This window comes from Geomicrobium sp. JCM 19037, from assembly GCF_000698105.1.
Lineage (GTDB): Bacteria > Bacillota > Bacilli > Bacillales > Marinococcaceae > Geomicrobium_A.
Map to the genome: position 1 here is coordinate 1 of NZ_BAWZ01000001.1, position 25,539 is coordinate 25,539.

Below are 25,539 nucleotides of genomic sequence, written 5' to 3' on the forward strand. Positions count from 1 at the left end.
AACATCGTTGTAATCAATCTGTCCTTGTTCATTAAATGGAGTCACCATCGCAGTGACAATTCGGCCAAAATCCATGAATATCACCCTCTGCTTATAAATTGTAGTCTAGGTTTGTTAAAAAACATGAGGGGCCTGACACAAACATAATATGTGCTTGCACTAGTGAAAGTGCAGCTGTTTGATTGGGAAGGGCGGCAGCTGCCAATAAAAAAGCAACAATGAGAGATCTCATTGCTGCATGAATACCTTCCTAAACAGAAAAGCACTTCATGCGTGAGATAGCCCTCCATATAAGGTTGTCCTTATATGACAGCCATACATTTGTTCAATGTAAGACCAGCTTTGACTGCGTGAGCATGCCTTAGCTTCGGCAAATTCCCCTTTCAGTAAACTTCAAAGAAACTCACGTTTCTCCATTTACTTACTAATGATCTTTGCTCCTCTACTCCCAGAAGAAGTTTGTATAAACTTATATCCTTATACTAACAAAGGAACTCACCCGATGCAATGGGTAAACGATGATCATTTTGTTACGTATTGGAAACAGTGACGACATTTGCCTTCAATAAATCAAGTAAAGCAGTGAAAAATAACAGTAAGAGGGAGGTTCGCGTACTATGAAGAGGAAAAGCATAATAGTATGTATTGTGCTTGGTCAGCTCGTATTGATGAGCGCATGCAATGAAAATGCAATTGAAGAAAGTAGTCAAGACCGCTATCCAAATCGAGACGACGATCAAATGGTTGAGAACTTAAGTTCTGATGAATATTACAATTATACAAACAAACCGACACAAAGAGATTATGGATGGCATAATAACCGTTTAACTCCTGCAAAAACAGGGAAGTTTAAAGGTAGGCCGAATTCGCATGCACATCCTGATGCGTTGTTACATGAGGCTGAGCAAATTAACGATCGTATTGAACAGACGGATACAGGTGAAGACGCTGCGAATATTAAGTACAAACTAGAAAAACTTCACCCTGTATACAGCGCGTATGTTGTTGAACTCAATGGCAGGTTTTTTATTGGCTTAGAAAGTGAAACTGAGGATAAGTTGCAGATGAATCGTGCAATCCAAGAGATTGTAAATGCAGAACGAAATGATGCGCAGTACGAATGGTTTACAGATCGAGGAGCGGTGAACCGAATCCGAGCTGCTGAACGTGCTGAACACCCGAATCAAGAAAGGCATCTGGATGATTGGTTTCATGAGATGGAGTATGAGCTACAAAAAAGAGGAAAAGGATGGTTAGATTAAACCATCCTCCCTCTTCATTTATATTTACGATGTGATGCCTAAGTCGTTAATCTTTGCTTCATACAGATGTTCCATCGTCACGAGATAATTCGTTAAGTTTTCTGTATGGGTTTTCGCATTGTCACAGTCTGTTTGCCCATCGCAGTTCGGTAGGTCGTCGAGGATGGCGTTTAATTCAACACGTGAGCTAACAATGAGTTCTTTTACATCTTCAAAAGATTGAGGTGTATAGATTCCTTCCATATCTTTTGTGTAATTGAACAATGTTTCAGCACTTTTTTCTGCTCTCATGTAGTTGCCATTTAGCATGTGGTTGTAAAGCACATCAAGTTCATCATGAAATTGCTCCAAAAAGTATGCGTAATGATCACTATAGAGCATGACCTCTTCTTCAGGAGGATGTTTCTCATTCTTTACATAAATGGAGTTAGGTTGCTGATCCTCCATGTGAGGCTTAGCATTGTCTTGTTGTAAATCTTGCTCAAGATCGTTTCCGTATTGATTGCAGCCAGCCAATAAAGAGATGGCTGTTATGGCGAACAGGTGCTTTCTCACGATCGAAACCCCTTTCTGTCAATCTTCTTTACTTCGTAGTATGGGATTTGCGCGACAATTCTATGCATGTTTTCTAACAGAACCGGTCATCCTTACATTATAGGGAAGCGAATATGTGAAAAATCATTTATTCCATCACCGATTTCACTTATAATGGATAAGGAATACATGGCTGGGGGGCGAATAGGATCATGCATTCAGAAAAAATCGCAGTTCCACTTTCAAATGATTTATTTAGTGAAATAAGGCACTTGACGCAACCCGAACAAAATCGCCTGTTTCACAATATTGTTCAATACTATGTTCAAAAGAAAAAGCGCGAACAACTCATTCAAGATCTTCGATATGGTTATGAGGAAATGGCAGAGCTCAATTTAGCGATTGCCGAAGCTTTTGCCTATTGTGAATGGGAAGCGTCTAAAAAGAATCACACACAAAAGGTCACCCATTATTAACAAGGAGGTGAATGGATGAGGTGAGCAACCATAATCAATCGCAACATCCAGCTGCAAAGAAAAGCGTCAAACGCGGCGATGTTTTCTTTGCAGATCTATCTCCGGTTGTAGGATCCGAACAAGGCGGGGTTCGGCCGGTGTTGATAATCCAAAATGATATCGGCAATCGGTTTAGCCCGACCGTCATCGTTGCGGCGATCACTGCACAGATAAAGAAAGCCAAGTTGCCAACACATGTAGAAATTGATGCGAATAAACACAAGTTTGACAGAGATAGCGTTGTACTTTTGGAACAGATCCGAACGATCGATAAACAAAGGCTAACAGACAAGATTACACATCTCGATGAGAACATGATGCAAAAGGTGAATGAAGCGTTAGAAATCAGCATTGGGTTAAGAGATTTGTAGCTACATAACCGATAAAAACCGACTCGACTCCCCGAGTCGGTTTTTCATTGCTAAGAATGTGTGAAAATGTGTGATAAACTAAAAAAATAACGCAACATTTACCAAACATTGTGATATAATATAAAAAACATGCATGAATATCGTGGAAACAGAGATAAATAGGAGAAGTGCGGGAGGCGAGATAATCGTGAAGATCTCATCAACGAAACTTTGGAAAATGATCACATTCTTATTCAAACTAGGGATTGGTTTTGGCATTATTTTATCAAGCTTTGTCAGTAGCTGGTCGGTCACCGCAGAAGGGAATTTACCTGCAAAAACGGGAGTCGTTCTTCATGCAATTAACAACCAACTCATCGTGCCAAGCGATAATTTACAAGCACCTGCATTTCTCACGCGAGGAACGAATAATGATGGGATTGTCTTTGAAAGACAAGACATTGTAATCCCAGTAAGTGATGGTCACTTCTTAGAGGCACGTTTGCACAAGCCGAAAGGTGTGCAAAATGCACCGATGATTATGTATTATCACGGCGGGGCATTCATGGAAGGGTACGGCAGCATTTATTCTCATGATAATATCGTCCGAGCTTTAGCGAATCGGTCTGGCGCCATTGTTGTTAGCGTAGGTTACCGTCTTGCACCTCAACATATCTTCCCTAAAGCGATTGAAGATTCTTACGATGCTCTCGTTTGGGTGCATGAACATGCAGAAGACTCGGGGGAGATCCAGATAATATCGCTGTCGCAGGGGACAGTGCAGGTGGGAACATTGCGACCGTTACGGCGATGAAAGCGAGGGATTTAGGAGGGCCAAACCTCGTAGCCCAGCTTCTTTATTACCCATTAACGACGTTTCACGATCACGCCCTTGAGACGAGGGACAAGTACAGCAGCGGCAACTACTTGCTTTCCAGAGCCGTAATGGAAAAGGCAAGAGATTCATACACGCCAGGAAAAGAGATGTGGGAGAACCCGTATGTTTCACCACTTGATGCTGGAGAAGGTACCGATTTGCCACCAGCATTTATCGCAACTGCAGAATATGATCCACTCCGTGATGAGGGTGAACTGTATGCTGAGAAACTATTCCAAGACGGTGTACATGTAGAAACAATGCGCTATGAAGGCGTCATGCACGGGTTTTTATCGTTTTATGAAGTGATGGCCACGGGTAACACAGCTTTAAATGACAGTCTTGCTTTCCTAGAAAATGAGTGGGCAGGGGACCGAGAGGCAACTGTAGGTTTCCGCGTCATAGACCGCGAACCTCCAAGTGGGTGGGCACGTGTGAAAGAAGAAATTGAAGCACACGCTGCAGCAATTTATTTATTGTCCATTCAATTTTCAAATGTGTTTGATCAGATGGCAGAACAAGCAGATGGGTTATTTAAATTTGAAGATCGAGATGACGAATTCAAGTAAAAATAGTGATAAACGACGAAAAAACGGCACCTGATCAGCACAGAACTGATCAGGTGATTTTTTTTCGTGTATTCTTTGTATTTCTCTATTTTATTTTACCTTTGACTGTGATACACTACATTTTGGTTAATGACAATTCCGAAAGGGGGCCTCCTGATGCTGGCAGGACTTAAGCTGCGATTGAATCGTCCGATGAATCGCGTAAACCACACAACGAACAACGAAGAAGCGGTGATTTTTTAGAACAGGAAATGAAGAAGTTTATTCAAATGACTCGACCGGTCTTTTTATTAAAAGATGAATCAGAAGAGATGCTCGTAAACTTTCTTCAAACGTCTAAACAACGGACGGGTCTAAAGCAACGTCCACAGACGAAAGAGTCACGTCAGAGAGCTGCCTTTTTTGATAAAGACTTGCCATTGTTCGTGAAATATTGTAAGTCGCAAGGGTTTCAGATGGAGGGTAACGAAATGTTATTCTCACAAGTGCTCATGAACAGTGTAGACCTATGGAACTTTCAGTTTAATCAAAAGAAATACGGCCGTATTGTACAAAAAGGAGATTCAATCCGCGATGTGTTTGAACGTTATTTAGACCAAGTGGATGAATCCGAGCAGTATCAGATTACTTCAATAGAATTTTTACGCCAGAGTATGATCGGCCAACGGCTTTTACCGGTATCCATTAAAGCCGAGAAACTCATGCGCCAGTTGCTCATCCATGAGAAGCGAAACAGTGGCGAGGAACTTAGACGATTTGAAAAACGACTAAACAACGTATAACTATAAAAAAGAACTGAGCGGAATTGTACGCTCAGTTCTTTTTTGAGTACGAAGTGATGCATATCCGCAAGTATTAGCTTGGGGTCAGAGAGAGAATGAACACATAATGTGTCTAAGAAAATCGAAATCTAATTTATTGATACTCTAACGACGCTTCATTTTTTGCCCACACCCACCTTAGAAATAATGTCACAAAAAACCGATGTTCTATAGCGAACATCCGGTTTATATGAATCGTTGTATTGGCGTATCTTTAATGATTATATGTGTAAGCCTGTTAAAGCGTAAACACAACGTGTGCACATAAAATGATTACCGGTAACGTTATGATCGTTCTAAGCAAGAAGATCGCAACGAGATGCCAAAAGTTTACGGGGATTTTTGATGCGAGTAACAATCCGCCCACTTCGGACATGAATATGAGTTGCGTAACAGATAAACAACCGATAATAAATCGCGTCATTTCACTTTCAATTCCTGAACCGATGAGTGCTGGCAACAACATATCTGCAAAGCCGATGAGCATCGTTTCCGAGGCAGCAGCAGCTTCTGGCACTTGCATGAGCTCTAGAAATGGGATGAACGGCATACCTAACCAGGTGAAAACCGGTGTTTGTTCTGCAATAATGATCGTGACAGTACCAATGGCAAGGACAATTGGAATGACACCGAACCATAAATCCAATACGTTTTGCATTCCTTGTTTTCCGGTATCCCGAATTCGAGCATGAGCGGCTCGGGTCATCGCTCCACGCCATGCTATTTTTAAGAGCGGTTCATTCGATGCTTCTTCATTTCTTTTAGGCGTAGCATATTCATAATAGTCATCACTAAATCTAGACAGTGGTGGAATGCGCGGCATGATCAGTGCGGCAACTAAACCTGCAATGACAATTGTTGCATAGTATGGTATAAACAAGTGCTCTAAGTCTAGATAACCGAGAATAACAATCGTAAACGTAATGGAAACGATGTTAAACGTAGTCCCTAAAACTGCTGCTTCTCGTTTCGTGTAGTGGCCATCAATATACTGCTGATTGGACATCATGACGCCAATTGTAGCGTCACCGAACCAAGAAGCTAGCGTGTCAATCGAAGACCGTCCTGGCAAACGGAACAACGGACGCATGATGATGTTCATGAGCGTTCCGACAAACTCTAACAAACCGAAATTGAGCAAAAGCGGGAGAAAGATGCCGGCAAATAAAAATACGACGATAAGAAATGAAACGAGATCAAGAATGAGTCCACCCGTATCTTCACCCCAAATCCATTCTGGACCGACTTGGAAAAAGATAAAAAGTCCGAGTGTTAACCCGATGATTCGAACGATCAACCAAAAGGTAGATACGTTGAATATTGATGCAAATACGGAGTTGTTCATCCACGTTGGTTTCACATAAAGGTAGACGAGACTACCGAGAACAGATAAAGTAGCAAGCACCATTGTCATTTCTGCAAGGATCGGTGCAAAAGCCATTTCTGCTGTTTCTGATATAAAGGCAATCGGAATCGTCAATTGCGATTGACCGTCCGCCGTATAACTGATGGGAAGCATAAAGATAAATATTCCTATTAATGAAGGAATAAGAAACCAAAGGATCGTTGGAAGTTTTGTCGTGCTGTTCATGATGTTCCCACCTTAGATGAAAAATAGAAAGTTATGAGATGGAGATTCGCTCCACCACTTCGTGCATTTCCCGCAAACTGACGATCTCAATGTCTGGGGTAATTGATGTTTCGTTTTTCGTACCTTCGCGATTTAACCATATTGTTGTTAGTTTAGCCTGATTCCCGCCAATTATATCCGTATGAAGATTATCGCCGATCATTGCTGCATGTTCTGGTTTTAAGTCAAGCTGACCTAGTACATATTGATAAAACCCTAAGTCAGGTTTACCGACACCATAAGAACCGGAAATGAAAATCCGGTTGAAAAACGGTACGAGTGCCGGGGTCATTTCTAACTTTTTCAATTGCAAGCTAGGTGCTCCATTTGTAAGTAAAACGAGTTGAAAAGCTTTATTTAATTGTGTGAGTACATCAAACGTTTCCTCAAACACATAAGGTAATGTTTCTCGATAATAAATAAACGTTCTGGAAAGTTTGCGGGCAAGAGACAAGTCTTCATTCCCTACACTTCTTAATGCTTGCATCCATACATCAAATTGATAAGCACCAATGTCCGCAGCCATCGCCCGAAGCCTGGCGTCATGAACGTCATTGAAGGAGCCCCAAAGTCCCTCGAATGGATTAATTCCTAAAGCTACAGTGAGCGGGTAAAAACTTTGCTTTTTGTACTCTTCTGGCGCTCGTTCTTTTACGGCTTCAAAAAGTAGTTCAGGATCAACGCCAGCAAGTGCATAAGCTTCATTGCATGTTGCAAGCAAAGACTCCTTGATGCTTTTTTTGTCCCAAAGCAATGTATCGTCGAGGTCAAAGATCAATGTGTTTAGCACAATGTTCATCCTTTCCTGTCAGTGTATATTTACTCATATTGTAGCATATTGTCAACAGATAGACGTATAAATATAATATTCTGACGGAAAGTGACACCCGTTTGTCATATATTCGGAATTTTTCGGCGTTTACGTTGTGGAAATAAAAGTTTGTCAGTTTAACAAACAAAATCTGCTCTATCTTTTGTATCCTTTCGCAGAGCATGTTAAAATAGTATCGTGAAAGCGTTACGAAATGACGTCAATCATTTTTTCATGCAATGATGCAATTAGTTTTAACCGTGATTAACACGGATCCACCGTGTAACGACGAATGATTGTTATATGGATATAGTTTCGTCATGAATGATTTTTTTGATGGATGACTGTTGTATGTGATATTCGCTTTTTGCAATATCGTCATTTTAGTGTGTGAAAATAATGAGGAGAATGATGATTCTGAGTGGATCGGAATTGTTCGGTAAGACGAAGTTTAGTAGAATTAGCGGCCATCATTCACAGATTGTAAACAAGTGTAGTTGGAGGTAGTAGCAGATGGACAGAAAGGTTTCCAAGCTTGGAAAGTCTTGGGAAACATTTCACGGACCGAACTTAGGGTACGTGATGGACATGTATGAAGTGTATAAGGATAACCCAGATGAAGTTGAAGAAGATTTAAAAGCGTGGTTTGATGCATACGGTGCACCAACCATGGATGAAACGACTAATGGTGTTTCAGTAATGGACAGCCAAGAAGTGAACTCATCATCAATGCATAAGGTTGCAGCTGCCATTAAACTTGCCGATAATATTCGGACATTTGGTCATTTGTTGGCGGATATGAACCCTCTGCAAGAGCCAGGAGAAGAATCCTCGTTTCTTGATCCAAAAGAGCATGGTCTCAGTGAAGATGATCTGAAATCAATGCCTGCAGAAATGCTTTGTAAAGATGCACCAAACACTGTTCGGAATGGTTTAGATGCCATTAATCATCTTAAGCAAATGTACACCAAATCCATTGCATTTGAATTCCACCATGTACACGACCTCGAAGAGAAAAATTGGCTCAATCAGATGGTTGAAACGGGTAATATATACGAAGAGCTGTCAAGCGATAAACGCAAATCGATCCTTGAGAAGCTTACGGCAACCGAAAGTTTTGAGCAGTTTTTACACCGTTACTTTGTCGGACAAAAGCGTTTCTCCATTGAGGGATTGGACGCGATGGTACCGATGCTCGAAGAAATGACGCAAAGCTACATGCAAGATGGTGCAAGAGACATCATGATTGGCATGGCGCATCGCGGTCGTTTAAGTACGCTTGCCCACGTATTAGGGAAGCCTTACCATTTAATTTTCTCTGAATTTAAACATGCACCAAATGAAGAAGAAGCACCAACTGAAGGTTCATTGAGCGAAGGTTGGACTGGGGATGTTAAGTATCACCTCGGGGCTAATAAGCAAATTGGTGAAGAATCAACATATACAACGGTTGCATTAGCGAACAACCCAAGTCACTTGGAGTATGTAGATCCAATTGTCGCAGTATGCGCGTGCTGCACAAGAAAACCGTACAGAAATCGGATTTCCGAGTCAAGAAATGGAGCGAGCAGGCGCCATTCTTATCCATGGTGACGCGGCGTTCCCAGGTCAAGGCATTATTGCGGAGACGCTTAACTTGAGCCGTCTTAAAGGATACCAAACGGGTGGAACCTTGCATATTATTGCAAATAACTTGCTTGGGTTTACGACGGAAAGTCACGATTCAAGATCAACAACATATGCAAGTGACCTTGCAAAAGGCTATGAAATTCCAATTATTCACGTGAATGCAGACGATCCTGATTCATGTATCGCTGCTGTTCATCTCGCTTGTGAATACCGTCGTCGTTTCCATAAAGACTTCTTAATTGACCTCGTAGGTTACCGTAGATACGGACATAATGAAACCGATGAGCCTGCATCAACACAACCGAAGCTTTATGAACAAATTCGAAACCATGATACTGCACGAACGTTGTACGCGAAAAAGCTTGTTGGCGATGGTGTTATTACTGAAGATGAAGCGAAAGAAATGCAAACAAACATCCAAGACAAACTAAAGCGTGAGTATGACAAAGTAGGCGAGGCGAATAAAGAGGTTTCTGAAATGAACCCGCCTGAAGTGATCGAAAAAGGCTTGCCAAAGATGGATACTGCCGTAGATTATGACACGCTAAAGCAGATGAACGAAGAACTGCTCGAGCACCCAGAAGGGTTTTCGGCATTCCCGAAACTGAAGAAGATTTTAGAACGCCGAAAAGAAGCATTTACAGATGGTGTAATTGATTGGGGTCATGCTGAAGCACTAGCATTTGCTTCGATTATCTCTGATGGAACTCCGATTCGGATGACAGGTCAAGATTCCGAGCGTGGAACGTTTAACCATAGACACTTGATCTTGCATGATCATAAAACGGGTGATATTCATTCACCTATGCACACGTTGTCAACGGCGAAAGCATCGTTTGCGTTGCATAATAGCCGCTATCTGAAGCTTCAGTTGTTGGTTTTGAGTACGGGTACAACGTTCAAGCACCAGAGACACTTGTACTTTGGGAAGCACAATATGGAGATTTCTCAAACGCCGCACAAGTCCAGTTTGACCAGTTTTTGTCAGCGGGTAGAGCGAAATGGGGACAACGTTCAGGTATGGTGCTGTTGTTACCTCATGGTTATGAAGGCTCTGGACCTGAGCACTCAAGTGCGCGTCTCGAACGTTTCTTATCACTCGCAGCGGAGAACAACTGGAACGTTGCGTACTTGTCAAGTACAGCGCAATACTTCCACATCCTTAGAAGACAAGCGAAGAGCTTGGAGATGGATGAAGTTCGACCGCTTGTGCTCATGACACCGAAGAGCTTATTAAGAAACAAATCATTAGCCGATTCAAACGAATCATTTACCGATGGACGTTTTCACCGTATAGTTGGCGATCCGAAGACGCTTGGAAACGAAGATGAAGTGGAGAAACTCGTCTTCTGTACAGGTAAAATGGCGATTGACTTGCATGAAAGTATTGATGACACCGTTGATACGAAGAAGATTCATATCGTAAGGTTTGAAGAATTGTACCCTTACCCTCACAAGACAGTGAACACGATTCTTAACAAATATAAGAACGTGACCTCAGCCGTTTGGGTACAAGAAGAACCGAAGAATATGGGCGCATGGAATTACATTGATCCGTACTTGCGTGAAAGTTTGCCAGATCACGTAACGCTTGATTACGTAGGTCGTCGTCGCCGTTCCAGTCCATCTGAAGGGGATCCGAACTTCCACAAACACGAACAACAGCGGATTATTAATACAGCATTGGGTCGAAATGAAGGGAGAACAAAATAGTGGCTGAAATTAAAGTTCCTGAACTCGCAGAATCGATTACAGAAGGTACAATTGCTGAGTGGCTAAAGCAACCAGGCGATTATATCGAACAAGGGGAAACGATTGCCGAGTTAGAAACCGATAAAGTGAACGTTGAAATCAACTCCGAACAATCTGGTGTGTTGCAAAAACACTTAAGAGAAGCAGGAGACACAGTCGAGATTGGTGAAGCCATCGCGACGATTGATGAGAATGCCAAGGAAGGTTCAGCACCAGCTGAAGAGCCGGCAAAAGAATCACCAGCTGCTGAACAACCTTCTGAAAAGAAAGAGGAGCCTAGTTCGACTGGCGGAGATGACTCTTCTGAGTCTAGTGAAACGGACCACGTAATCGCTTCTCCAGCTGCTCGTAAGTTGGCACGTGAAAAAGGGATTAACTTGAATGAAATCTCGACCCGTGATCCACTTGGCCGGGTGCGCAAAGAGGATGTAGAAGCGCACACGAACCAGCCGAAATCAGCACCAGCAGCGAAGAATGAAAGCCCAGCACCAGAAAAGAAAGATGAGTTCGGTGGCAAGCCGCATGAGCGAATCAAGATGAGCCGTCGTCGTCAAACGATTGCGAAGCGTCTTGTTGATGTACAACAAGAAAGTGCGATGCTTACGACGTTTAATGAAGTAGATATGAGTGCGATTATGGATATTCGTAAGCGTCGTAAAGATGCCTTCCAAGAACAACATGATGGCGTACGTCTCGGATTTATGAGTTTCTTTACGAAAGCGTCGTAGGTGCTTTGAAGAAATTCCCACTTCTTAATGCAGAAATTCAAGGCAATGAAATTGTGAAAAAAGATTTCTACGATATCGGTATGGCTGTATCAACGAATGATGGTCTCGTTGTACCGGTCGTTCGTGACGCTGAACGGTTAAGTTTTGCAGGCATTGAGAAAGAAATCGGTGAGCTTGGGAAAAAGGCAAGAGATAACAAACTCGCTCTTTCTGACCTTCAAGGCGGTACGTTTACGATTACGAATGGTGGCGTGTTTGGATCATTGCTATCCACACCAATTCTAAATGCTCCTCAAGTTGGGATTCTAGGCATGCACACCATTCAATGGCGTCCAGTAGCCATTGATCAGGAACGCATGGAAAACCGTCCGATGATGTACATCGCTCTTTCTTACGACCATCGTATTGTTGATGGGAAAGAAGCTGTAAGTTTCCTTGTGGAACTTAAAAAGATGCTCGAAGAGCCGGAGCAACTTTTACTCGAAGGATAATATAGGAAAAACCGCTCGGATGCCGATCATCCGAGCGGTTTTTTGATAGGTGAGGGGGCGTCTTTTCAACGCTCCTTTACCCGTTTTTCATAAGCATACCGAAAAGATCCTTCATACTTCGTAAGTTGGCCATCTTCAAGCCAGAAGGTGATTGGGAAGCATTTGTTAAGAAAGTATCGATTATGGGATACGGCAACGATTGTACCCGTAAAACCTTCAATTGCATCTTCAATCATATGCTGCGCGTCGATATCAAGGTGATTCGTCGGTTCATCCAAAATAAGAACATTGTGGTTTTGGTGCATGAGCTGTGCAAGGCGAAGCCGCATCAACTCCCCGCCGCTAAGAGAGACGACTGTCTTAAAGACGTCATGTCCGAAAAAGTGAAACGATGCAAGAATATGACGGGCCCGAGCCTCAGTGACGGCCACTTCTTTTTTAAATGCTGCAACGATCGTATCCTCTTGATCGCCAACAGTGGGGTGTTGAGACAAATAGCCAATGGATACATTCGTGCCGATCGTTACCTCTCCATCATCAACAAGTACTTCTCCTGTTAATACGTGTAGAAGCGTCGATTTGCCAGCGCCATTTGGACCAACGATGGCCACTCGCTCACCGTAACGAATGTGCATAGAGACGTTTTGCAAAATCTGCAGGTGAGCATACGACTTGTGCACATTATGACAAGTGAACACATCATTTCCTGTTCGTTTTTCATGATTGAAAGTTAATGAGATTTTCTTCTTGTGAACGGGACGTTCTAATTGTTGAATTCGTTGTAGCGCTTTTTCCATACTTTTAGCTTGACGATGCATTCCAGCATTTGGTGGGTTGGCGCGATTTGCCCAATCTTTTAGACGTTTAATCGTTTCTTTCATTTTATTAATCTTTTTTTGCTGATCGGTATAAGCTTGGAATTCTTTCAGTAATCGTTCCTCTCGCTCTAGGACATATCCGCTGTAATTTGTATTGTACGTGTGCAATGTGCCTTGCTCGATCTCCCACGTCTTTATTGTCGTATCATCGAGAAATGCACGGTCGTGGGAAATGATAAGCACAGCACCTTTGTAATTACGGACCCATTTGCTCAACCATTCGAGTGCATAAAGATCAAGATGGTTGGTTGGCTCATCTAGTATGAGTAAGTCCGGCGTTGTGAGTAGTAAATGTGCAAGTTCAACTTTGGCACGCTCGCCACCACTTAACGCTTCCCAACTCGCCTCTAAGAGCGTATTAATGCCTAATCCATCAGATACGCGTCGGATTAAGGCGTCCATTTCATAACCGCCCACAGCTTCAAATCGCTCTTGTATTAATCCATACGTGTGTAACGTTTGTTCTAGGTTGGTTTGATCGGGTTGTTGAAGCAGTTCTTCTAGACGTTGCAGCTCATTGTTTATATCGTATATATGTTCAAAGCTTTGTTGGAGTACTTCATAAACTGTACCCTCATTCGAGTGACCTGGAATTTGTGGAAGCAAACCTTTTGAAGTGTTTTTTTGCAACCAATCGTGCCGACGATTGGTAATTCTTCGCCTGCAGCTAACTGGGCGAGTGTTGATTTACCTGACCCGTTTTGACCGACAAGACCAATTCGGTCAGCTGATTGAATTTCAAAAGATAGGTTGGAAAATATGGTGGTCCCACCATACGTTTGTTCGATTTGATGTGCGTAGCATACAATCATTGTTGCTTCTCCTTTGAGAAGACGTGACCAATAAAAAAGATGACGGAGCATGAGTCTCCATCATCTTCGTGTGAAAAATGAATAGACACGTCCCTTTAGTAGTTTTTCCATCGTATAGGTTGAAAAAAGACAGACTGATCCAATTTCGCAACCGATACCGAAAAAATCGTCCGACAACGTGTTAAAAACGAACCGATCTTTGCCAGACGACCACTAAAAAGACTCATATCTACTCACCTCCCATTTGTATGTAATCACCTATACTTTACTGAATAATCTCTCAAAAGTAAACCGGAATCATTTGTGTCACAAGACGAAGTTGTCGAATGGTAGGCTAAAATCACTAAGACGAGCAATTGTGAGAAAATATGAAATTTAAGGGTTTACATCATCTAGAAATGTGGTAATATATAGTATACCTTTAGCCCTCGTAAACGTTCATTCGAGGCTGAATACTTTATATCGCCTCTTGAAGCGAAAGTCGCCCGTAGTCCGTCGATAACCGTGAGGTGCACATTTTTGAGGAGGGATTTCTTATGGTACAAACGAAAGCTCAAGAATTGCGTGCGGCGATTCAGATGAGAGGCTGGTCAAACACAACACTCACCGTAGATGATAAACAAGACATCGTTCTGAATAGTCGAACTGGATGTCGTTCTTGGAAAGGGACGAAATGGGGATTTATTTCTACAGATGTTCCTGAGAAGTTAAGCATCCGTATTGATCTCCCTAAGCAGCGTGTACAATTATCAGAAATTGCTGAACGGCTTGAGATGCAAATTATGAACGAAGATTCACTAGAGCTCAGTGGAATCTGGATTGAACACAAACCCGATCGCGATACGCTCCATATTACAATAAGTGAACATGACCTCAATGAAACAGCATTTTCCGGGGAGTCTAAGCTCATTGATTTTATTAGCGACGTACGTAGAATGAATTGCTTATAAATGGTAAAGTCGAACAGTCGTCAATTGTTGACGGCTGTTTTTTTGGGTTGTATTCAGATTGTCATGAAAGCATGTCGCATGATATACTATTGATAATCACTCTCAATCAGGAAAAGCATGATCCGAAAGGGGATACTATGGATACGAGCCGAAAGCGTTATTTCTATTGTCGCTCGCTGCATCACTCTTTGGAACCGATGAATTGGCCACGCATTAAAGAAAATGGCTTTGATCTTAATATAAAACGTGAAGATTTACCGTTTTTCATTACATTTTTCCGGGAGCTTCATTCTTATTATGCCGACCGAGCAAGTTGGGTTCCCGAAAGTTATCAGCGTTATATGGATGAGATTGCTCAGTTTTTCAAAGAACAATCAAATGAAATGATCTATTGTTCATCGATTCAAACCGAAGCGAAGTCTTATGTGATTCCGTTTACGGATTTTGTTGCTGCGTTTATGCTTGCTGACGAAGCATTTGAACGCATCTTTAAGGAAAGTAAACAAATGGAGCATCATTCGAGAAAGTGCTCACGTACTATAAGCGCTTCAATTTACTTGCCGATGCGAACAAAGCGCAGTTTATTCTCGATCACTTACCAGAACTTGTTTACCATCACGATTAATAAGGGGAGTTATAGATGCTGCACTATACATGGGAAAATAACACGACAATCAAAACAATTACTTGTGTGCATGTGAACGCGAAGAAATACAAAGTAGATTCCGTCCTTACACCAGGGAATACGTACGAAGTGAAGAACGAAACTGAAGAATTTTATTTTGTGATTGATGACACGGGAACGATGGCTGGTTTCTTAAAAGATTATTTTGAAGAGCAGTAGTAAGACGGCGAACAGCCGTCTTTTTTTATGGAGAATAGGCATTGAGTAATTAAGTTTCCAATAAAAATATTATGTAAACTTAAAAATTGATAATATATGTTAGAATAGTATGAAAAGAGGTGATGGTTATGAACATACAATCAACGGATCATATTTTTACGTTTTCAAAGGAGCATCGAGCCATTCGTTCAGTTCCTGTAGGAAAAGAAGTGACATTCCATACGTTAGATGCATTTTCAAATCAAATTGTGGATGAAACGTCGACGTTTGACAAAATTGATATGAATGCCGTGAACCCTGCTACCGGACCGGTGTTTGTAGACGATGCAAAACCTGGAGATGCGCTGAAAGTAGAGATTGTAAGCATTGATTTAGATTCGCAAGGTGTCATGGCTGTTGCTCCTGGTTTAGGGGTGTTAGGAGATCAGGTGGATCGTTTTCAATCGAAACTGATGGACGTTCGCGACGATCACGTGATTTTTCGGATGAGATTTCATTTCCAGTGCGCAAAATGGTTGGCGTGATTGGCGTTGCACCGACAGGCGAGGCGGTGAGTTGCGGAACGCCTGGGAATCACGGTGGAATATGGATAACACGAGTATGACCGAAGGATCAACGGTCTACTTTCCGGTTTCGTGTGATGGGGCGCTATTCGCTTTAGGTGATGTGCATGCGGCAATGGGAGATGGTGAAGTGTGTGTGACCGGTGTGGAAATTGCTGCCCGTGTGACAGTGAAGTTTTCGGTCGTGAAGGAGGAAATAAATCTTCCGTGGTTAGAAACGAGCGATAGTTGGCAAGTTATTGCGTCAGCAGAAACATTCGAAGAGGCAGCCAAACGAGCGGCGTCGGAATGGACAACCTTCCTTGCCACGCGGTCACGGCTAACGAGTGAAGAAGCGATGATGCTACTCAGTGCTTCTTCGAATTTGGAAATATGCCAGGCCGTCAATCCGTTAAAAACCGTGCGATTAAAAATGCCAAAATCAGTTCTCCAACAAACGGGCGTTGAGTGAAGATGGAAAAGGAGAAAACGATGTTTGTCGTTAATGTAGAAGCAGCCATTTACGATGATAACCATTGGTTATTTATAAAACGGAGTGAGCAAGAAGAACACGCCGCTCGGCAATTGGCTTTTGTCGGTGGACGAGTCGAGGCTGGGGCACGAGCAAACGATGTATTGGAGCAAACTCTCCATCGTGAAGTGATGGAAGAGATTGGGGTGCAGGTGAAAAATTTGCAGTATGTGAATAGTACGCTGTTTTTTGCAGATAACGGTACGCCTGTTGTTGATATTGTGTACGTTTGTGAATTGGCGTCAGGCATACCCTACGAGAAAAGTAACAAAGAAGTGAAAGCCGTTTTATGGCTGTCCACTTCAGACTTGCTCGATACGGCAAAAGCACCTGAATTCTTAAAGAAAAATGTTCGACAAGCCGATTCAATTAGAAAACAAGTGGGTTAAACAAATAGTTGGGAGGATCATTCATGACGTTACCGATAAGAAATCAAATTAATAGTATTTTTGTGCATGTGAAAGATCTAAAGCTTCGGCGGTTTGGTATTCAGACTTGGTAGGGGTGAGCTTGAATGTGTCCCATGTGGAATCACCCGTACACAATGTGCCCGTGAGCGGGCCGACGTCACTCACGTTGGACGATCATCGTTTTGATCCGAATTTCCACTACGAAGCGACAACACAACCTTTGTTTAACTTGTATGCGCCAAACATTCAGGATGCCTACGATGATATACAAAACAAAGGTATACGTGTCGTACGAGAAATCGAACAAGTCGGCGAAACGGCTTGGTTCAACATTGAAGACCCAGATGGAAACGTGATTATGATTTGTAATTGCTAATAAACACCACATTAAATTTCACATACCGTAATATATAATCAAAAGAAGTGATCAATGCGAATCACTTCTTTTTCTTTCGATGTTTTCATATGACGCTCCTTTGCCTTGCATGATAAAATACATATAGCGAACAAAAAGGGGCCACTTGTACTTATGACAGAAGATGATCAAAGAAGACGCGAGGAAGAACGACGAAATCGTGAACAATCAGACATCGTAGGTGAGTTCGATGATGACGCTGATGATTTTAACGATGAATTTATAGAAGAAGACTTTCGAGAGTGGCAAACAGAAGAGTCTGATGATGATTTGAATATCCCTCCAGAGGAACCCCCTTTAGAGGCTTTTTTTGAAAAAGAAGTGATCGATGATAAAACGAAAAAGAAGAAAAAGACACTAAAACGGTGGCAAAAATTCGGGATCATCTTCGTTTCTTTTTTACTCGTCGTTCAAGGCGCAGCGGCATTGTTTCAATTCTTACGACCAGATGTGATTGATTTTCTTACGACATCATACGAACTCTCACAAAATGAAGAAGTTGCCGAGTGGCGGGAATCTGTCGTCACGTTACAAGTCGAAGCTCCCGGAGCATCTTCAAGAGGGACAGGCTTTTTTATAAATGAAGATGGCTTGATTGCGACGAACAGACATGTAGTGGAAGAGGCGTTTCAAGTGATTGCAACGTTGCATGATGGTACTGCGTTTCAAGCGGAACCGGTGTTTATTTCTGATGAATTGGATTTTGCAATTATTGATATTGGAGAGCAAACGCCTGTCCCGTATTTGCCTTTGGCAGAGGATGAGCCGATTATGGATGTAGGTACCGATATTATTGTCATTGGCAATCCCCTTTCCTTTACAGGCATTGCGAATGAGGGAGAGGTATTGGAAACAGGCACGCCAGCTGTCATCAGTGCCCCTACGTTTAGTGGTAACTCTGGTAGTCCAGCGATTAACCATGAGGGAGAAGTAGTCGGTATTATTTATGCAACGAGAAATCAAGGGGATGAAGGTCGTGTCGGATTGATGGTCCCCGTTAATGAAGTCATTGACCAAGTGACAATAATTGAAGAAGGAGGTGCTAACGAGTGAGCATCCAGTTTTATTTAGGGAGAAATGGAAGTGGGAAATCTAAGGAAATGATCAGTGAAGTTGCCCGTTTGTTGTCAAACGAGCCGGTCGATGGATCACCGATCGTGTTTCTTGTACCCGAGCAAATGACTTTTCAAGTGGAGTATGCGTTGGCGAAACTAACTGGTGGCATGACACGAGTTCAAGTGTATAGTTTCTCACGTTTAGCTCACCGGGTTTTGCAAGAATTGGGAGGGCACCGAAGGGAACGTTTACAAAAGCCAGGTATGCACATGCTCATTCGAAAGATTGTCGAGGAGAAAAAGGATGAGCTACTCGTTTATAAAAAAACGGCAGATACGGAAGGTTCATTGCGAGATGGAGCGCATCATTACGGAAATGAGAAGGCAAGCGGTCTCAGCAGAAATGCTAGAGCCTCTCGCAGAAAGCGACCAACACGTGATGCGTGACAAAATTCATGATATCCATCTGATTTACGAGACGTTCGAATCGTTGTTTACTGGGGTTTATGTGAACGCTGAAGAATCGATTAAACTGTTAGCGGAGTTAGTGGACCAATCAACGATTGCGCGAGGGGCCATCGTTTACATTGACGGGTTCCATGATTTCAGCAAGCAAGAGCAAATCGTTGTACATAAATTGTTCAATGTGGCAAGTTCTGTAAAGATGTCGCTAACGTTACCTGAAGTACCCCGATCTGGAGAATCGCCGAATGAACTGAATCGCTTCTTTTTACCTGCGAAAACGTACAGCGAGTTAACCCAAATATTACAAGCGGAAAACTTGTCTTGGGGCGTACGTCAATTTGCTGGTGGGGGACGTTTTGAAAATGCTGGCATTTCGATGTTGGAGCAATTTGATGACCAGCCACGAGGCACAAAACAGCATGTAGGTGACGGTAGCATTCAAATTGTTGAAGCTGTGAACCGACGCGTAGAGGTCGAAAGTGTTGCCCGTGCCATCCGTGACCTCGTCAGAAAGAACGGGTATCGTTATGAAGAAATCGCGATTCTCATGAGAGATATTGAGCCTTATGAAGATTTATTGAAGCATACATTCGCACGTTTTGATATTCCTTATTTTCTTGATGATTCTCGGTCGATGATGCATCATCCTGTTATTGAGTTTATTCGTTCAACGTTCGAGATGATGATACAGAATTACCGCTACGAACCGGTTTTTCGTGCATTCAAGACGGATTTATTGTTTCCACTACATTCAAATTGGCAGATGTTTCGTGAGCGTGTGGATGAGTTGGAGAATTATGTGCTCGCGACCGGAAAGAGAAGCAGGATTGGACAGTCACAACAAATTGGACATACTCAAGCGCCCGTCATCTCTTAGATGTACGAAGTCAAACCGACAAAGAAAAGAAGATTGAAGAACGCTTAAATGAAACAAAAAAATATGCTCATCGCTCCGATAGAACAGTTTCATAAAGCGTTATCTGCATGCACAAATGTTGAAGAGATGAGCAGAGTACTTTATGAATTTCTTATTGAGCTACACATCCCAGAAAAGCTGGAACAATTGAGTCAAGCAGCCGTAGATCGAGGGGCTTTGGAAGAAAGCAGTGAACACGATCAAGTTTGGGAAAACATTATCGATGTGATCGATCAATTTGTGCACGTGGCCGGTAACGATGATCTTGGACTTGAGACGTTTTCTACACTCATCGATGCTGGTTTTGAAAGTTTGAGTTTTCGTCTAGTCCCCCCAGCGATCGATCAAGTGACGATCGCAGATATGGAGCGTTCTCGCCTACCTAAAATAAAACGACATTTTTAATTGGTTGCAATGAAGGGTTGCTTCCAAAGCGACCGACTGAGGACGGGATCTTATCAGACCAAGACCGCAATCTGTTGGAAGCCCAAGGAGTGTCTCTTGGGCCGTCTGCGGTGGAACGGTTATGGCATGAACCTTTTTTCGTTTATCTTACGCAATCTAGTTCAAGTCATCACATCGTTTTTTCCTATGCACTTGCTGATGAAGAAGGAAGTAGCTTGTTGCCTTCTCCGCTAATTCGCCAGTTGAATGAACAGTTTTCTGGGATTGAAACGGCATTTGTTGAAGCAGAACCCGCGGGCACACAATTGTCTGAACAACTGACCCACCTTTCCCATCCTAGACAGGCGATCGACCTTTTATCTCGCCAACTCCAACGGTGGAAAGCGGGGGAGACGATCGCTCCAATTTGGTGGGACGTTATAATTGGTTTACGAAACAACCCGACTGGTATGCTCATTTTGAGACGGCACTACAAAGTCTTACGTACGACAATGAAGCGGTAGCTTTGCGTGAGGAGTCATCTGCGAAATTGTTTGGCGAGCACATTGAAGCAAGTGTCAGTCGAATGGAGCTGTTTGAACAATGTGCGTTTCGACACTTTAGTCAATATGGGTTAAACCTAAAAGAACGTGACATTTACCGCTTAGAAGCATTTGATATTGGGGAATTATTCCATGCGGTGCTAAAAGACATCTCGGATGTACTAAAAAGAGAGAACAAGACATGGAAAACAATGACTGAAGAAGAGTGTCGCCACATTACTGGAGAAGTAACGAAAGCGGTTATACCTAAAATTCAACGGCACATATTGGAGAGCTCGAATCATTTCCGATATGTTCAGTACAAATTAACAAATATCATGCAAAGCGTGACGAAGACACTTCGTGAACAGGCAATTCAGTCCAACTTTGAGACGATTGACTTAGAAGTAGAGTTTGGAAGAAAAAGCCCATTGCAGTCACCGGTATACACGTTAGACAATGGGGCGACAATGTCTCTTCGAGGAAGAATTGATCGTGTTGACCAAGCAACAACAGACCGAGGTTCTTATATGCAAGTCGTTGATTATAAGTCAAGTGAACAATCGCTCTCATTTACCGATGTTCTCCATGGCATATCCTTGCAAATGCCTGTGTACTTAGACATTGTCGTTAATGGTGCCAAGTCTTGGATGGGGATTGAAGCTCATACGGGGGGAATGTTTTATTTCCACGTTCATAATCCGGTAATTGACTTAACTGAGGCGGATGAGGATACCGTAATTGCAGCTGAACGTTTTAAATCGTACAAAATGAATGGATGGTTACAAAAAGATCCGGCTGTCGCCTCGTTAATGGATGAGGAGTTCACCGATACAGGTGCTTCACGAATGGTTCCAGCTAAACTAAAAAAAAGACGGGAATTTTGACGCTCACTCGAAAGTGATTAATCAAGACGAATTAAATGGCCTGCATGAGTTTTTGCAAACGAAGATGGTTGACATTGGCAATCGCATGACAGCTGGGGAAACGAGCATAACTCCGTACAATAAAGACAACAAGAAACTTGCCTGTACGTTTTGTCCATTCCAATCGGTCTGTCAGTTTGATCCGACATTACCAGGAAACGACTATCGAGATATCCCAAAACTTGACGATGACGAAGCACTCCAAAAAATGATGGATCTTCGTGCAAAGAGAGAAGGTGAAAAGTGATGAAGCGTTGGAAACTAGAAGCAAAGCCCACGGGTGTCCGTTGGACGGACCCGCAGTGGGAAGCGATCTCTTTAAAAGGGGGAAACATTCTTGTCGCAGCCGCAGCCGGTAGCGGGAAAACAGCCGTACTTGTTGAGCGCCTTGTACGTAGAATTGTTGATTCAAGCGATGAGGCAGAAGTAGATCGGTTGCTCGTTGTGACGTTTACTAAAGCCGCTGCAGCTGAGATGAAAGAACGGATTGGAGAGCGGATTGAAGAAGAATTAAATGCGAACCCTTCGCTCTATTTACAACGTCAACGACAGTTGTTAAATCGCGCAAACATCTCCACGCTTCACTCGTTTTGCTCAGAGCTTATTCGTCAGCACTATTATGAAGTGAATGTGGACCCGAAAGTCCGAATTGCAAATGACACGGAGCGCGAGCTCCTGAAAGAAGAAGTACTCGATGGTGTACTTGAAACCTATTACGGAGCATCAATTGAAGAAGCACCGATCTTTTATGAAATGGCAGAAGCGTATAGCAACGACCGAAGCGACACGGGATTGCGCAAACTTATCTTTGACCTATACACTCGTTCAAGAGCGCACCCAGAGCCAAATAAATGGTTGGGTTACGTCAAGAAAATGTACGCACATCCGTATGAACATCCTCAACAATCACCGTGGGGAGAAGTTGTGTTCTCTTACGCTTTAGAACAAGTGCATTCCGCATTAGGGTTAATGAAGTCAGGATTAGAGGCGGTTCACGCCCCTGAAGGCCCCCCTCATTACCTCGACCTATTTGAAGAAGAGTACGGCCGGCTGCACCAATTAACAAGTGTGAATACGTGGGAAGAATTGCGCCAACAGGTGATCGGTTTTACGTGGAAAAGATTACCGAGTAAGAAAAAAGGGATTGAATTTGATCCTGTCGTTCAAGCACGCGCGAAAGCGTTGCGTGATGAGAGTAAGAAGATGATCGCTGAGGTAGAAAAATTACTGCGCCCAAACCCTGATGATTATCTGGATACGATTCAACAGTTGCACCCACGTGTAGAGACCCTTGTCGAGATTGTACAAACGTTCGCCAAAGAGTACCGAGAAACGAAGCGTGAAAAGACATTAATGGATTATGACGACCTTGAACATTTTGCGTTAGAAATTCTCAGTAATGATTCCGTGGATCAACCATCCGCCATTGCAAAACAGTACCAAGACCATTTTCAAGAGGTCCTTACCGATGAGTATCAAGACACAAATCAAGTTCAAGAAGCAATTCTGGAGCTTTTATCAGACGGGAACAATCGTTTTATGGTAGGGGACGTCAAACAAAGCATTTATCGATTCCGTCTTGCCGAACCCGGTCTTTTTATTAAGAAGCATGAAACGTATGCAACCCTCAGACAACCGGCAGAGGAGATTGAACGAGCACCTGGAGTACGCATCGATCTATCCGATAACTTCCGCAGCCGTGAAGAAGTGTTGGATGGTGTGAATTATGTGTTCGAACAAACGATGGATTCAAATGTTGGCGATGTGACATATGATGATGCTCAATCGTTGAAATACGGAAATGTAGATTATGTTCCTGATGTGGACCGCTATGAAGTAGAATTGACTTTATTAGAGCGGGAATCAGAGGATGAGGACAAACAGCCAGCAGCTGAGATCGAGTACGTGGACAGCATCGAAAATTAATGAGCTCATCGCAAGCGAGTATCCGGTGTTTGACAAAGAGAAAAAAGAAATGAGACCGATTGAATACCGGGACATTACGGTGCTCATGCGATCACTGCCATCAGCTCCGGTTTATTTGGACATCTTTAAGCATGAAGGCATTCCCGCATATTCAGATCGAGATGAAGGGTACTTCCGACGAATTGAAGTTCAAGTGATGCTTGCTTTGCTAAGAATTATCGATAATCCGTATCAAGATATTCCACTCGCTGCGGTGCTTCGTTCTCCGATTGTTGGCTTACAAGAAAATGAATTAGCAGAGATTCGACTCGCTGCTGTTGGTGAGCCTTTTTATGAAGCGGTGAAAAAGACGATTACGAATGAGCCGCGTCTACGTTTGAGCCATCGCCGACCACTTACATTGAAGAAAAGCGTCAAACCGATCGGTGGCAGCGAAAACTTGTGCTATTCTATGAGCATTTTCAACAGTGGCGTACGCGGTCCAAACATACCGCCTTAGCGCCATTTATTTGGCAGCTTTTTGAAGAGACTGGCTACGATTCCTATGTAGGTGGTCTCATAGGCGGCAAACAGAGACAAGCAAATGTTCATGCGTTATATGACCGCGCGAGAGCGTATGAAAAAACGTCATTTCGTGGGATTTTTCGCTTTTTACGATTTGTTGATCGAATGGAAGAGCGAGGGGATGACTTAGAAAGTGCAAGAACGTTAAGTGAGCAGGAAAATGTCGTACGAATCATGAGCATCCATAAAAGTAAAGGCTTGGAGTTCCCCGTTGTGTTTATCGTGGACGGGATGAAAGAATTTAATTTCTCGGATAGTAAACGGGCGACGCAAATTCACCAAACGTTAGGGTTCGGTTCCGTTCATATTGATACAAATCAGCGTACGAAACGAAAAACGTTGCCACAATTGGCGATTAAGAATGCTCAAGAACGTGAGCAGCTGTCCGAAGAGCTCCGAATTCTCTACGTCGCACTTACTCGCGCTAAAGAAAAAGCAATTCTTGTTGGCAGTGTAAAAGAACGCGAGAAAAAAATGCTCGACTGGATAAAGCTGGCTGATGACGATTCTAAGCTCTTGCCGTTACACGTGAGAAAAAATGCAAAACGATTTTTTGATTGGCTTGTGCCAGCGATCTTAAAACACCCTAGTATTCAGCAAGCTCATTCAGATGTACAGCTGCAAACATCAATTGCTCACCCGTCGAAATGGCGATTGCAGTTTGAACAGACCGTTTTGTCTGAGGAAGGTGAGAAAGAGCCAGATCAGAATGAAAAGCTCGGCTTGATTAAATCTCTTCAACCTGTGGAGAACCGTGGGGATTCACACATGGCTGAAGTTGACGAGAGGTTGTCGTATAGCTACCCTCATCCAGAAGCGACAAAATCGTTTGCAAAACAGACGGTTACAGACATAAAACGACTCGCTGAAGACCGATACAGTGCAACTGAAAGCCCCGCTCGCACGTTCTCTTCTGAAAGAGCAAAACGACCTGAGTTTTTACAAAAGGGCGCGTTAAGTGGTGCAGAGGCAGGAACAGCGATGCATACTGTGATGCAACATCTCCCGATGCAAGATGCCAGTCTTTTAGACATCGAAGCGTTCGTTCAACAACTATATGAAAAAGAACTTCTTACCCTCTCAGAAAAAGAGACGATTCAGCCGCAATGGGTGTTGGATTTCTTAACGTCACCGCTCGGGATGAGGATGAAGCAAGCCAAACGATTGTACAAAGAAGTCCCTTTTACTTTCATTAAGAAGAGTCGTCACGTTTATCCTGATTGGGAAACCGCTGAAGATGAGCCGATTCTTATACAAGGCATGGCGGATTGTCTGTTTGTTGATGAAAATGACCGACTTGTCCTTCTTGACTATAAAACGGACCAAGCGGCTTCGCGTTTTTCTGGTGGGATTGCTGAAGCAGGCCTATTCTTTGTGAGCGCTACCGTGCGCAATTAGAAATATATAAG

At 42.9% G+C, this 25,539-nt stretch carries 26 protein-coding genes, 4 pseudogenes and 1 riboswitch; of the genes and pseudogenes, 25 read left to right on the top strand and 5 right to left on the bottom strand.

Annotation, left to right across the window (positions count from 1 at the left end):
* Positions 1–271: 271 nt before the first annotated feature.
* Positions 272–453: riboswitch (Lysine riboswitch) on the bottom strand.
* Between the two features lie 164 nt (positions 454–617).
* The gene (locus tag JCM19037_RS00005) at positions 618–1,262 is read left to right on the top strand and encodes a YhcN/YlaJ family sporulation lipoprotein (protein WP_042396538.1); all 645 of its coding nucleotides are present in this window, start codon (positions 618–620) and stop codon (positions 1,260–1,262) included.
* A 24-nt stretch (positions 1,263–1,286) separates the two neighbouring features.
* Here the strand turns inward: JCM19037_RS00005 and JCM19037_RS00010 are convergent, their stop codons facing one another.
* The gene (locus JCM19037_RS00010; protein ID WP_042396542.1) at positions 1,287–1,817 is read right to left on the bottom strand and encodes a hypothetical protein; all 531 of its coding nucleotides are present in this window, start codon (positions 1,815–1,817) and stop codon (positions 1,287–1,289) included.
* Between the two features lie 191 nt (positions 1,818–2,008).
* Here JCM19037_RS00010 and JCM19037_RS00015 point away from each other — a divergent pair, with 191 nt between their 5' ends.
* The 4 genes and pseudogenes from JCM19037_RS00015 (at position 2,009) to JCM19037_RS00030 (ending at position 4,889) form a co-directional block, all read left to right on the top strand.
* Positions 2,009–2,272 (top strand): hypothetical protein, encoded by a 264-nt coding sequence (locus tag JCM19037_RS00015; protein WP_042396546.1) that lies wholly within the window; start codon positions 2,009–2,011, stop codon positions 2,270–2,272.
* Between the two features lie 20 nt (positions 2,273–2,292).
* Positions 2,293–2,682, top strand: coding sequence for a type II toxin-antitoxin system PemK/MazF family toxin (locus JCM19037_RS00020; RefSeq protein ID WP_238544457.1), 390 nt, complete (start codon positions 2,293–2,295; stop codon positions 2,680–2,682).
* Between the two features lie 544 nt (positions 2,683–3,226).
* Positions 3,227–4,107: pseudogene (locus JCM19037_RS00025) on the top strand (alpha/beta hydrolase).
* Positions 4,108–4,358: 251 nt separating this feature from the next.
* Entirely contained in the window at positions 4,359–4,889 is a 531-nt protein-coding gene (locus JCM19037_RS00030) for a hypothetical protein (protein WP_152548863.1), read from the top strand.
* A 277-nt stretch (positions 4,890–5,166) separates the two neighbouring features.
* Here JCM19037_RS00030 and JCM19037_RS00035 read toward each other — a convergent pair whose 3' ends face one another.
* Together JCM19037_RS00035 and JCM19037_RS00040 are read right to left on the bottom strand one after the other, a co-directional pair.
* Positions 5,167–6,519 carry a YjiH family protein gene (locus tag JCM19037_RS00035; protein ID WP_042396557.1) on the bottom strand — a complete coding sequence of 451 codons (1,353 nt, stop codon included), beginning with the start codon at positions 6,517–6,519 and terminating at the stop codon, positions 5,167–5,169.
* 31 nt (positions 6,520–6,550) lie between these two features.
* Positions 6,551–7,348: an HAD family hydrolase gene (locus JCM19037_RS00040; protein ID WP_052363358.1), complete on the bottom strand. Its 798-nt coding sequence runs from the start codon at positions 7,346–7,348 to the stop codon at positions 6,551–6,553.
* A 534-nt stretch (positions 7,349–7,882) separates the two neighbouring features.
* Between JCM19037_RS00040 and JCM19037_RS00045 the strand changes: the two are divergent.
* The 3 pseudogenes from JCM19037_RS00045 to JCM19037_RS29755 form a co-directional block, all read left to right on the top strand.
* A pseudogene (locus tag JCM19037_RS00045) lies at positions 7,883–10,711 on the top strand (2-oxoglutarate dehydrogenase E1 component).
* Positions 10,711–11,182: pseudogene (locus JCM19037_RS29750) on the top strand (biotin/lipoyl-containing protein); the annotation flags it as partial. The pseudogenes JCM19037_RS00045 and JCM19037_RS29750, both read left to right, overlap by 1 nt.
* Before the next feature lie 146 nt (positions 11,183–11,328).
* A pseudogene (locus JCM19037_RS29755) lies at positions 11,329–11,969 on the top strand (2-oxo acid dehydrogenase subunit E2); the annotation flags it as partial.
* Positions 11,970–12,034: 65 nt separating this feature from the next.
* Here the strand turns inward: JCM19037_RS29755 and JCM19037_RS00055 are convergent.
* Both JCM19037_RS00055 and JCM19037_RS26325 read right to left on the bottom strand, forming a co-directional pair.
* On the bottom strand, positions 12,035–13,453 hold the full coding sequence (locus JCM19037_RS00055; RefSeq protein WP_238544458.1) for an ABC-F family ATP-binding cassette domain-containing protein: 1,419 nt from the start codon (positions 13,451–13,453) through the stop codon (positions 12,035–12,037).
* A complete protein-coding gene (locus JCM19037_RS26325) occupies positions 13,369–13,659 on the bottom strand; it encodes an ATP-binding cassette domain-containing protein (protein WP_238544459.1) in 291 nt (96 codons plus the stop codon). The genes JCM19037_RS00055 and JCM19037_RS26325 overlap by 85 nt, the downstream gene beginning before the upstream one ends.
* A gap of 536 nt (positions 13,660–14,195) precedes the next feature.
* Here JCM19037_RS26325 and JCM19037_RS00060 point away from each other — a divergent pair.
* The 17 genes from JCM19037_RS00060 (at position 14,196) to JCM19037_RS21650 (ending at position 25,528) form a co-directional block, all read left to right on the top strand.
* Positions 14,196–14,609, top strand: coding sequence for a hypothetical protein (locus tag JCM19037_RS00060; RefSeq protein WP_042396562.1), 414 nt, complete (start codon positions 14,196–14,198; stop codon positions 14,607–14,609).
* Positions 14,610–14,746: 137 nt separating this feature from the next.
* A complete protein-coding gene (locus JCM19037_RS00065) occupies positions 14,747–15,310 on the top strand; it encodes a hypothetical protein (RefSeq protein ID WP_042396565.1) in 564 nt (187 codons plus the stop codon).
* Positions 15,250–15,453, top strand: coding sequence for a DUF6501 family protein (locus tag JCM19037_RS00070; RefSeq protein WP_042396567.1), 204 nt, complete (start codon positions 15,250–15,252; stop codon positions 15,451–15,453). Before JCM19037_RS00065 ends, JCM19037_RS00070 begins: the two co-directional genes overlap by 61 nt.
* 128 nt (positions 15,454–15,581) lie before the next feature.
* Positions 15,582–15,977 (top strand): acetamidase/formamidase family protein, encoded by a 396-nt coding sequence (locus JCM19037_RS21600; RefSeq protein WP_052363359.1) that lies wholly within the window; start codon positions 15,582–15,584, stop codon positions 15,975–15,977.
* A gap of 31 nt (positions 15,978–16,008) precedes the next feature.
* Positions 16,009–16,467, top strand: coding sequence for an acetamidase/formamidase family protein (locus JCM19037_RS21605; protein WP_152548864.1), 459 nt, complete (start codon positions 16,009–16,011; stop codon positions 16,465–16,467).
* A 20-nt stretch (positions 16,468–16,487) separates the two neighbouring features.
* The gene (locus tag JCM19037_RS00080) at positions 16,488–16,916 is read left to right on the top strand and encodes an NUDIX hydrolase (RefSeq protein WP_042396569.1); all 429 of its coding nucleotides are present in this window, start codon (positions 16,488–16,490) and stop codon (positions 16,914–16,916) included.
* Positions 16,917–17,043: 127 nt separating this feature from the next.
* Positions 17,044–17,313: a VOC family protein gene (locus JCM19037_RS00085; protein WP_238544471.1), complete on the top strand. Its 270-nt coding sequence runs from the start codon at positions 17,044–17,046 to the stop codon at positions 17,311–17,313.
* A 153-nt stretch (positions 17,314–17,466) separates the two neighbouring features.
* Positions 17,467–18,405: a S1C family serine protease gene (locus JCM19037_RS00090; RefSeq protein WP_042396572.1), complete on the top strand. Its 939-nt coding sequence runs from the start codon at positions 17,467–17,469 to the stop codon at positions 18,403–18,405.
* On the top strand, positions 18,402–18,854 hold the full coding sequence (locus JCM19037_RS25355) for a hypothetical protein (RefSeq protein ID WP_052363361.1): 453 nt from the start codon (positions 18,402–18,404) through the stop codon (positions 18,852–18,854). The genes JCM19037_RS00090 and JCM19037_RS25355 overlap by 4 nt, the downstream gene beginning before the upstream one ends.
* Positions 18,763–19,749, top strand: a complete 987-nt coding sequence (locus JCM19037_RS21615) for a 3'-5' exonuclease (protein WP_193744611.1) — start codon at positions 18,763–18,765, stop codon at positions 19,747–19,749. The genes JCM19037_RS25355 and JCM19037_RS21615 overlap by 92 nt, the downstream gene beginning before the upstream one ends.
* Positions 19,750–19,797: 48 nt before the next feature.
* Positions 19,798–20,193, top strand: coding sequence for a hypothetical protein (locus JCM19037_RS21620; RefSeq protein ID WP_052363363.1), 396 nt, complete (start codon positions 19,798–19,800; stop codon positions 20,191–20,193).
* Positions 20,194–20,210: 17 nt separating this feature from the next.
* Positions 20,211–20,696 (top strand): hypothetical protein, encoded by a 486-nt coding sequence (locus tag JCM19037_RS21625; protein WP_152548866.1) that lies wholly within the window; start codon positions 20,211–20,213, stop codon positions 20,694–20,696.
* A complete protein-coding gene (locus JCM19037_RS21630; protein WP_255357820.1) occupies positions 20,603–21,601 on the top strand; it encodes a PD-(D/E)XK nuclease family protein in 999 nt (332 codons plus the stop codon). Before JCM19037_RS21625 ends, JCM19037_RS21630 begins: the two co-directional genes overlap by 94 nt.
* Before the next feature lie 13 nt (positions 21,602–21,614).
* The gene (locus tag JCM19037_RS27985) at positions 21,615–21,887 is read left to right on the top strand and encodes a PD-(D/E)XK nuclease family protein (protein WP_052363366.1); all 273 of its coding nucleotides are present in this window, start codon (positions 21,615–21,617) and stop codon (positions 21,885–21,887) included.
* Positions 21,887–23,566, top strand: coding sequence for a UvrD-helicase domain-containing protein (locus tag JCM19037_RS21640; protein WP_052363367.1), 1,680 nt, complete (start codon positions 21,887–21,889; stop codon positions 23,564–23,566). The genes JCM19037_RS27985 and JCM19037_RS21640 overlap by 1 nt, the downstream gene beginning before the upstream one ends.
* Positions 23,511–24,065 (top strand): 3'-5' exonuclease, encoded by a 555-nt coding sequence (locus JCM19037_RS21645; RefSeq protein ID WP_081828941.1) that lies wholly within the window; start codon positions 23,511–23,513, stop codon positions 24,063–24,065. Before JCM19037_RS21640 ends, JCM19037_RS21645 begins: the two co-directional genes overlap by 56 nt.
* Positions 24,008–25,528 (top strand): 3'-5' exonuclease, encoded by a 1,521-nt coding sequence (locus JCM19037_RS21650; protein ID WP_052363369.1) that lies wholly within the window; start codon positions 24,008–24,010, stop codon positions 25,526–25,528. Before JCM19037_RS21645 ends, JCM19037_RS21650 begins: the two co-directional genes overlap by 58 nt.
* Positions 25,529–25,539: the final 11 nt, after the last annotated feature.

Bases quoted from the DNA above. Each gene is read 5' to 3' on its own strand.
- JCM19037_RS00090 (WP_042396572.1), top strand. From the start codon at position 17,467: ATGACAGAAGATGATCAAAGAAGACGCGAGGAAGAACGACGAAATCGT.
- JCM19037_RS00080 (WP_042396569.1), top strand. From the start codon at position 16,488: ATGTTTGTCGTTAATGTAGAAGCAGCCATTTACGATGATAACCATTGG.
- JCM19037_RS26325 (WP_238544459.1), bottom strand. From the start codon at position 13,659: ATGATTGTATGCTACGCACATCAAATCGAACAAACGTATGGTGGGACC.
- JCM19037_RS21615 (WP_193744611.1), top strand. From the start codon at position 18,763: ATGGAGCGCATCATTACGGAAATGAGAAGGCAAGCGGTCTCAGCAGAA.
- JCM19037_RS00005 (WP_042396538.1), top strand. From the start codon at position 618: ATGAAGAGGAAAAGCATAATAGTATGTATTGTGCTTGGTCAGCTCGTA.
- JCM19037_RS00035 (WP_042396557.1), bottom strand. From the start codon at position 6,519: ATGAACAGCACGACAAAACTTCCAACGATCCTTTGGTTTCTTATTCCT.
- JCM19037_RS21600 (WP_052363359.1), top strand. From the start codon at position 15,582: ATGAACATACAATCAACGGATCATATTTTTACGTTTTCAAAGGAGCAT.
- JCM19037_RS00065 (WP_042396565.1), top strand. From the start codon at position 14,747: ATGGATACGAGCCGAAAGCGTTATTTCTATTGTCGCTCGCTGCATCAC.
- JCM19037_RS00070 (WP_042396567.1), top strand. From the start codon at position 15,250: ATGCTGCACTATACATGGGAAAATAACACGACAATCAAAACAATTACT.
- JCM19037_RS21640 (WP_052363367.1), top strand. From the start codon at position 21,887: ATGAAGCGTTGGAAACTAGAAGCAAAGCCCACGGGTGTCCGTTGGACG.
- JCM19037_RS00060 (WP_042396562.1), top strand. From the start codon at position 14,196: ATGGTACAAACGAAAGCTCAAGAATTGCGTGCGGCGATTCAGATGAGA.
- JCM19037_RS21620 (WP_052363363.1), top strand. From the start codon at position 19,798: ATGAAACAAAAAAATATGCTCATCGCTCCGATAGAACAGTTTCATAAA.
- JCM19037_RS00030 (WP_152548863.1), top strand. From the start codon at position 4,359: ATGAAGAAGTTTATTCAAATGACTCGACCGGTCTTTTTATTAAAAGAT.
- JCM19037_RS00015 (WP_042396546.1), top strand. From the start codon at position 2,009: ATGCATTCAGAAAAAATCGCAGTTCCACTTTCAAATGATTTATTTAGT.
- JCM19037_RS21645 (WP_081828941.1), top strand. From the start codon at position 23,511: ATGAGGACAAACAGCCAGCAGCTGAGATCGAGTACGTGGACAGCATCG.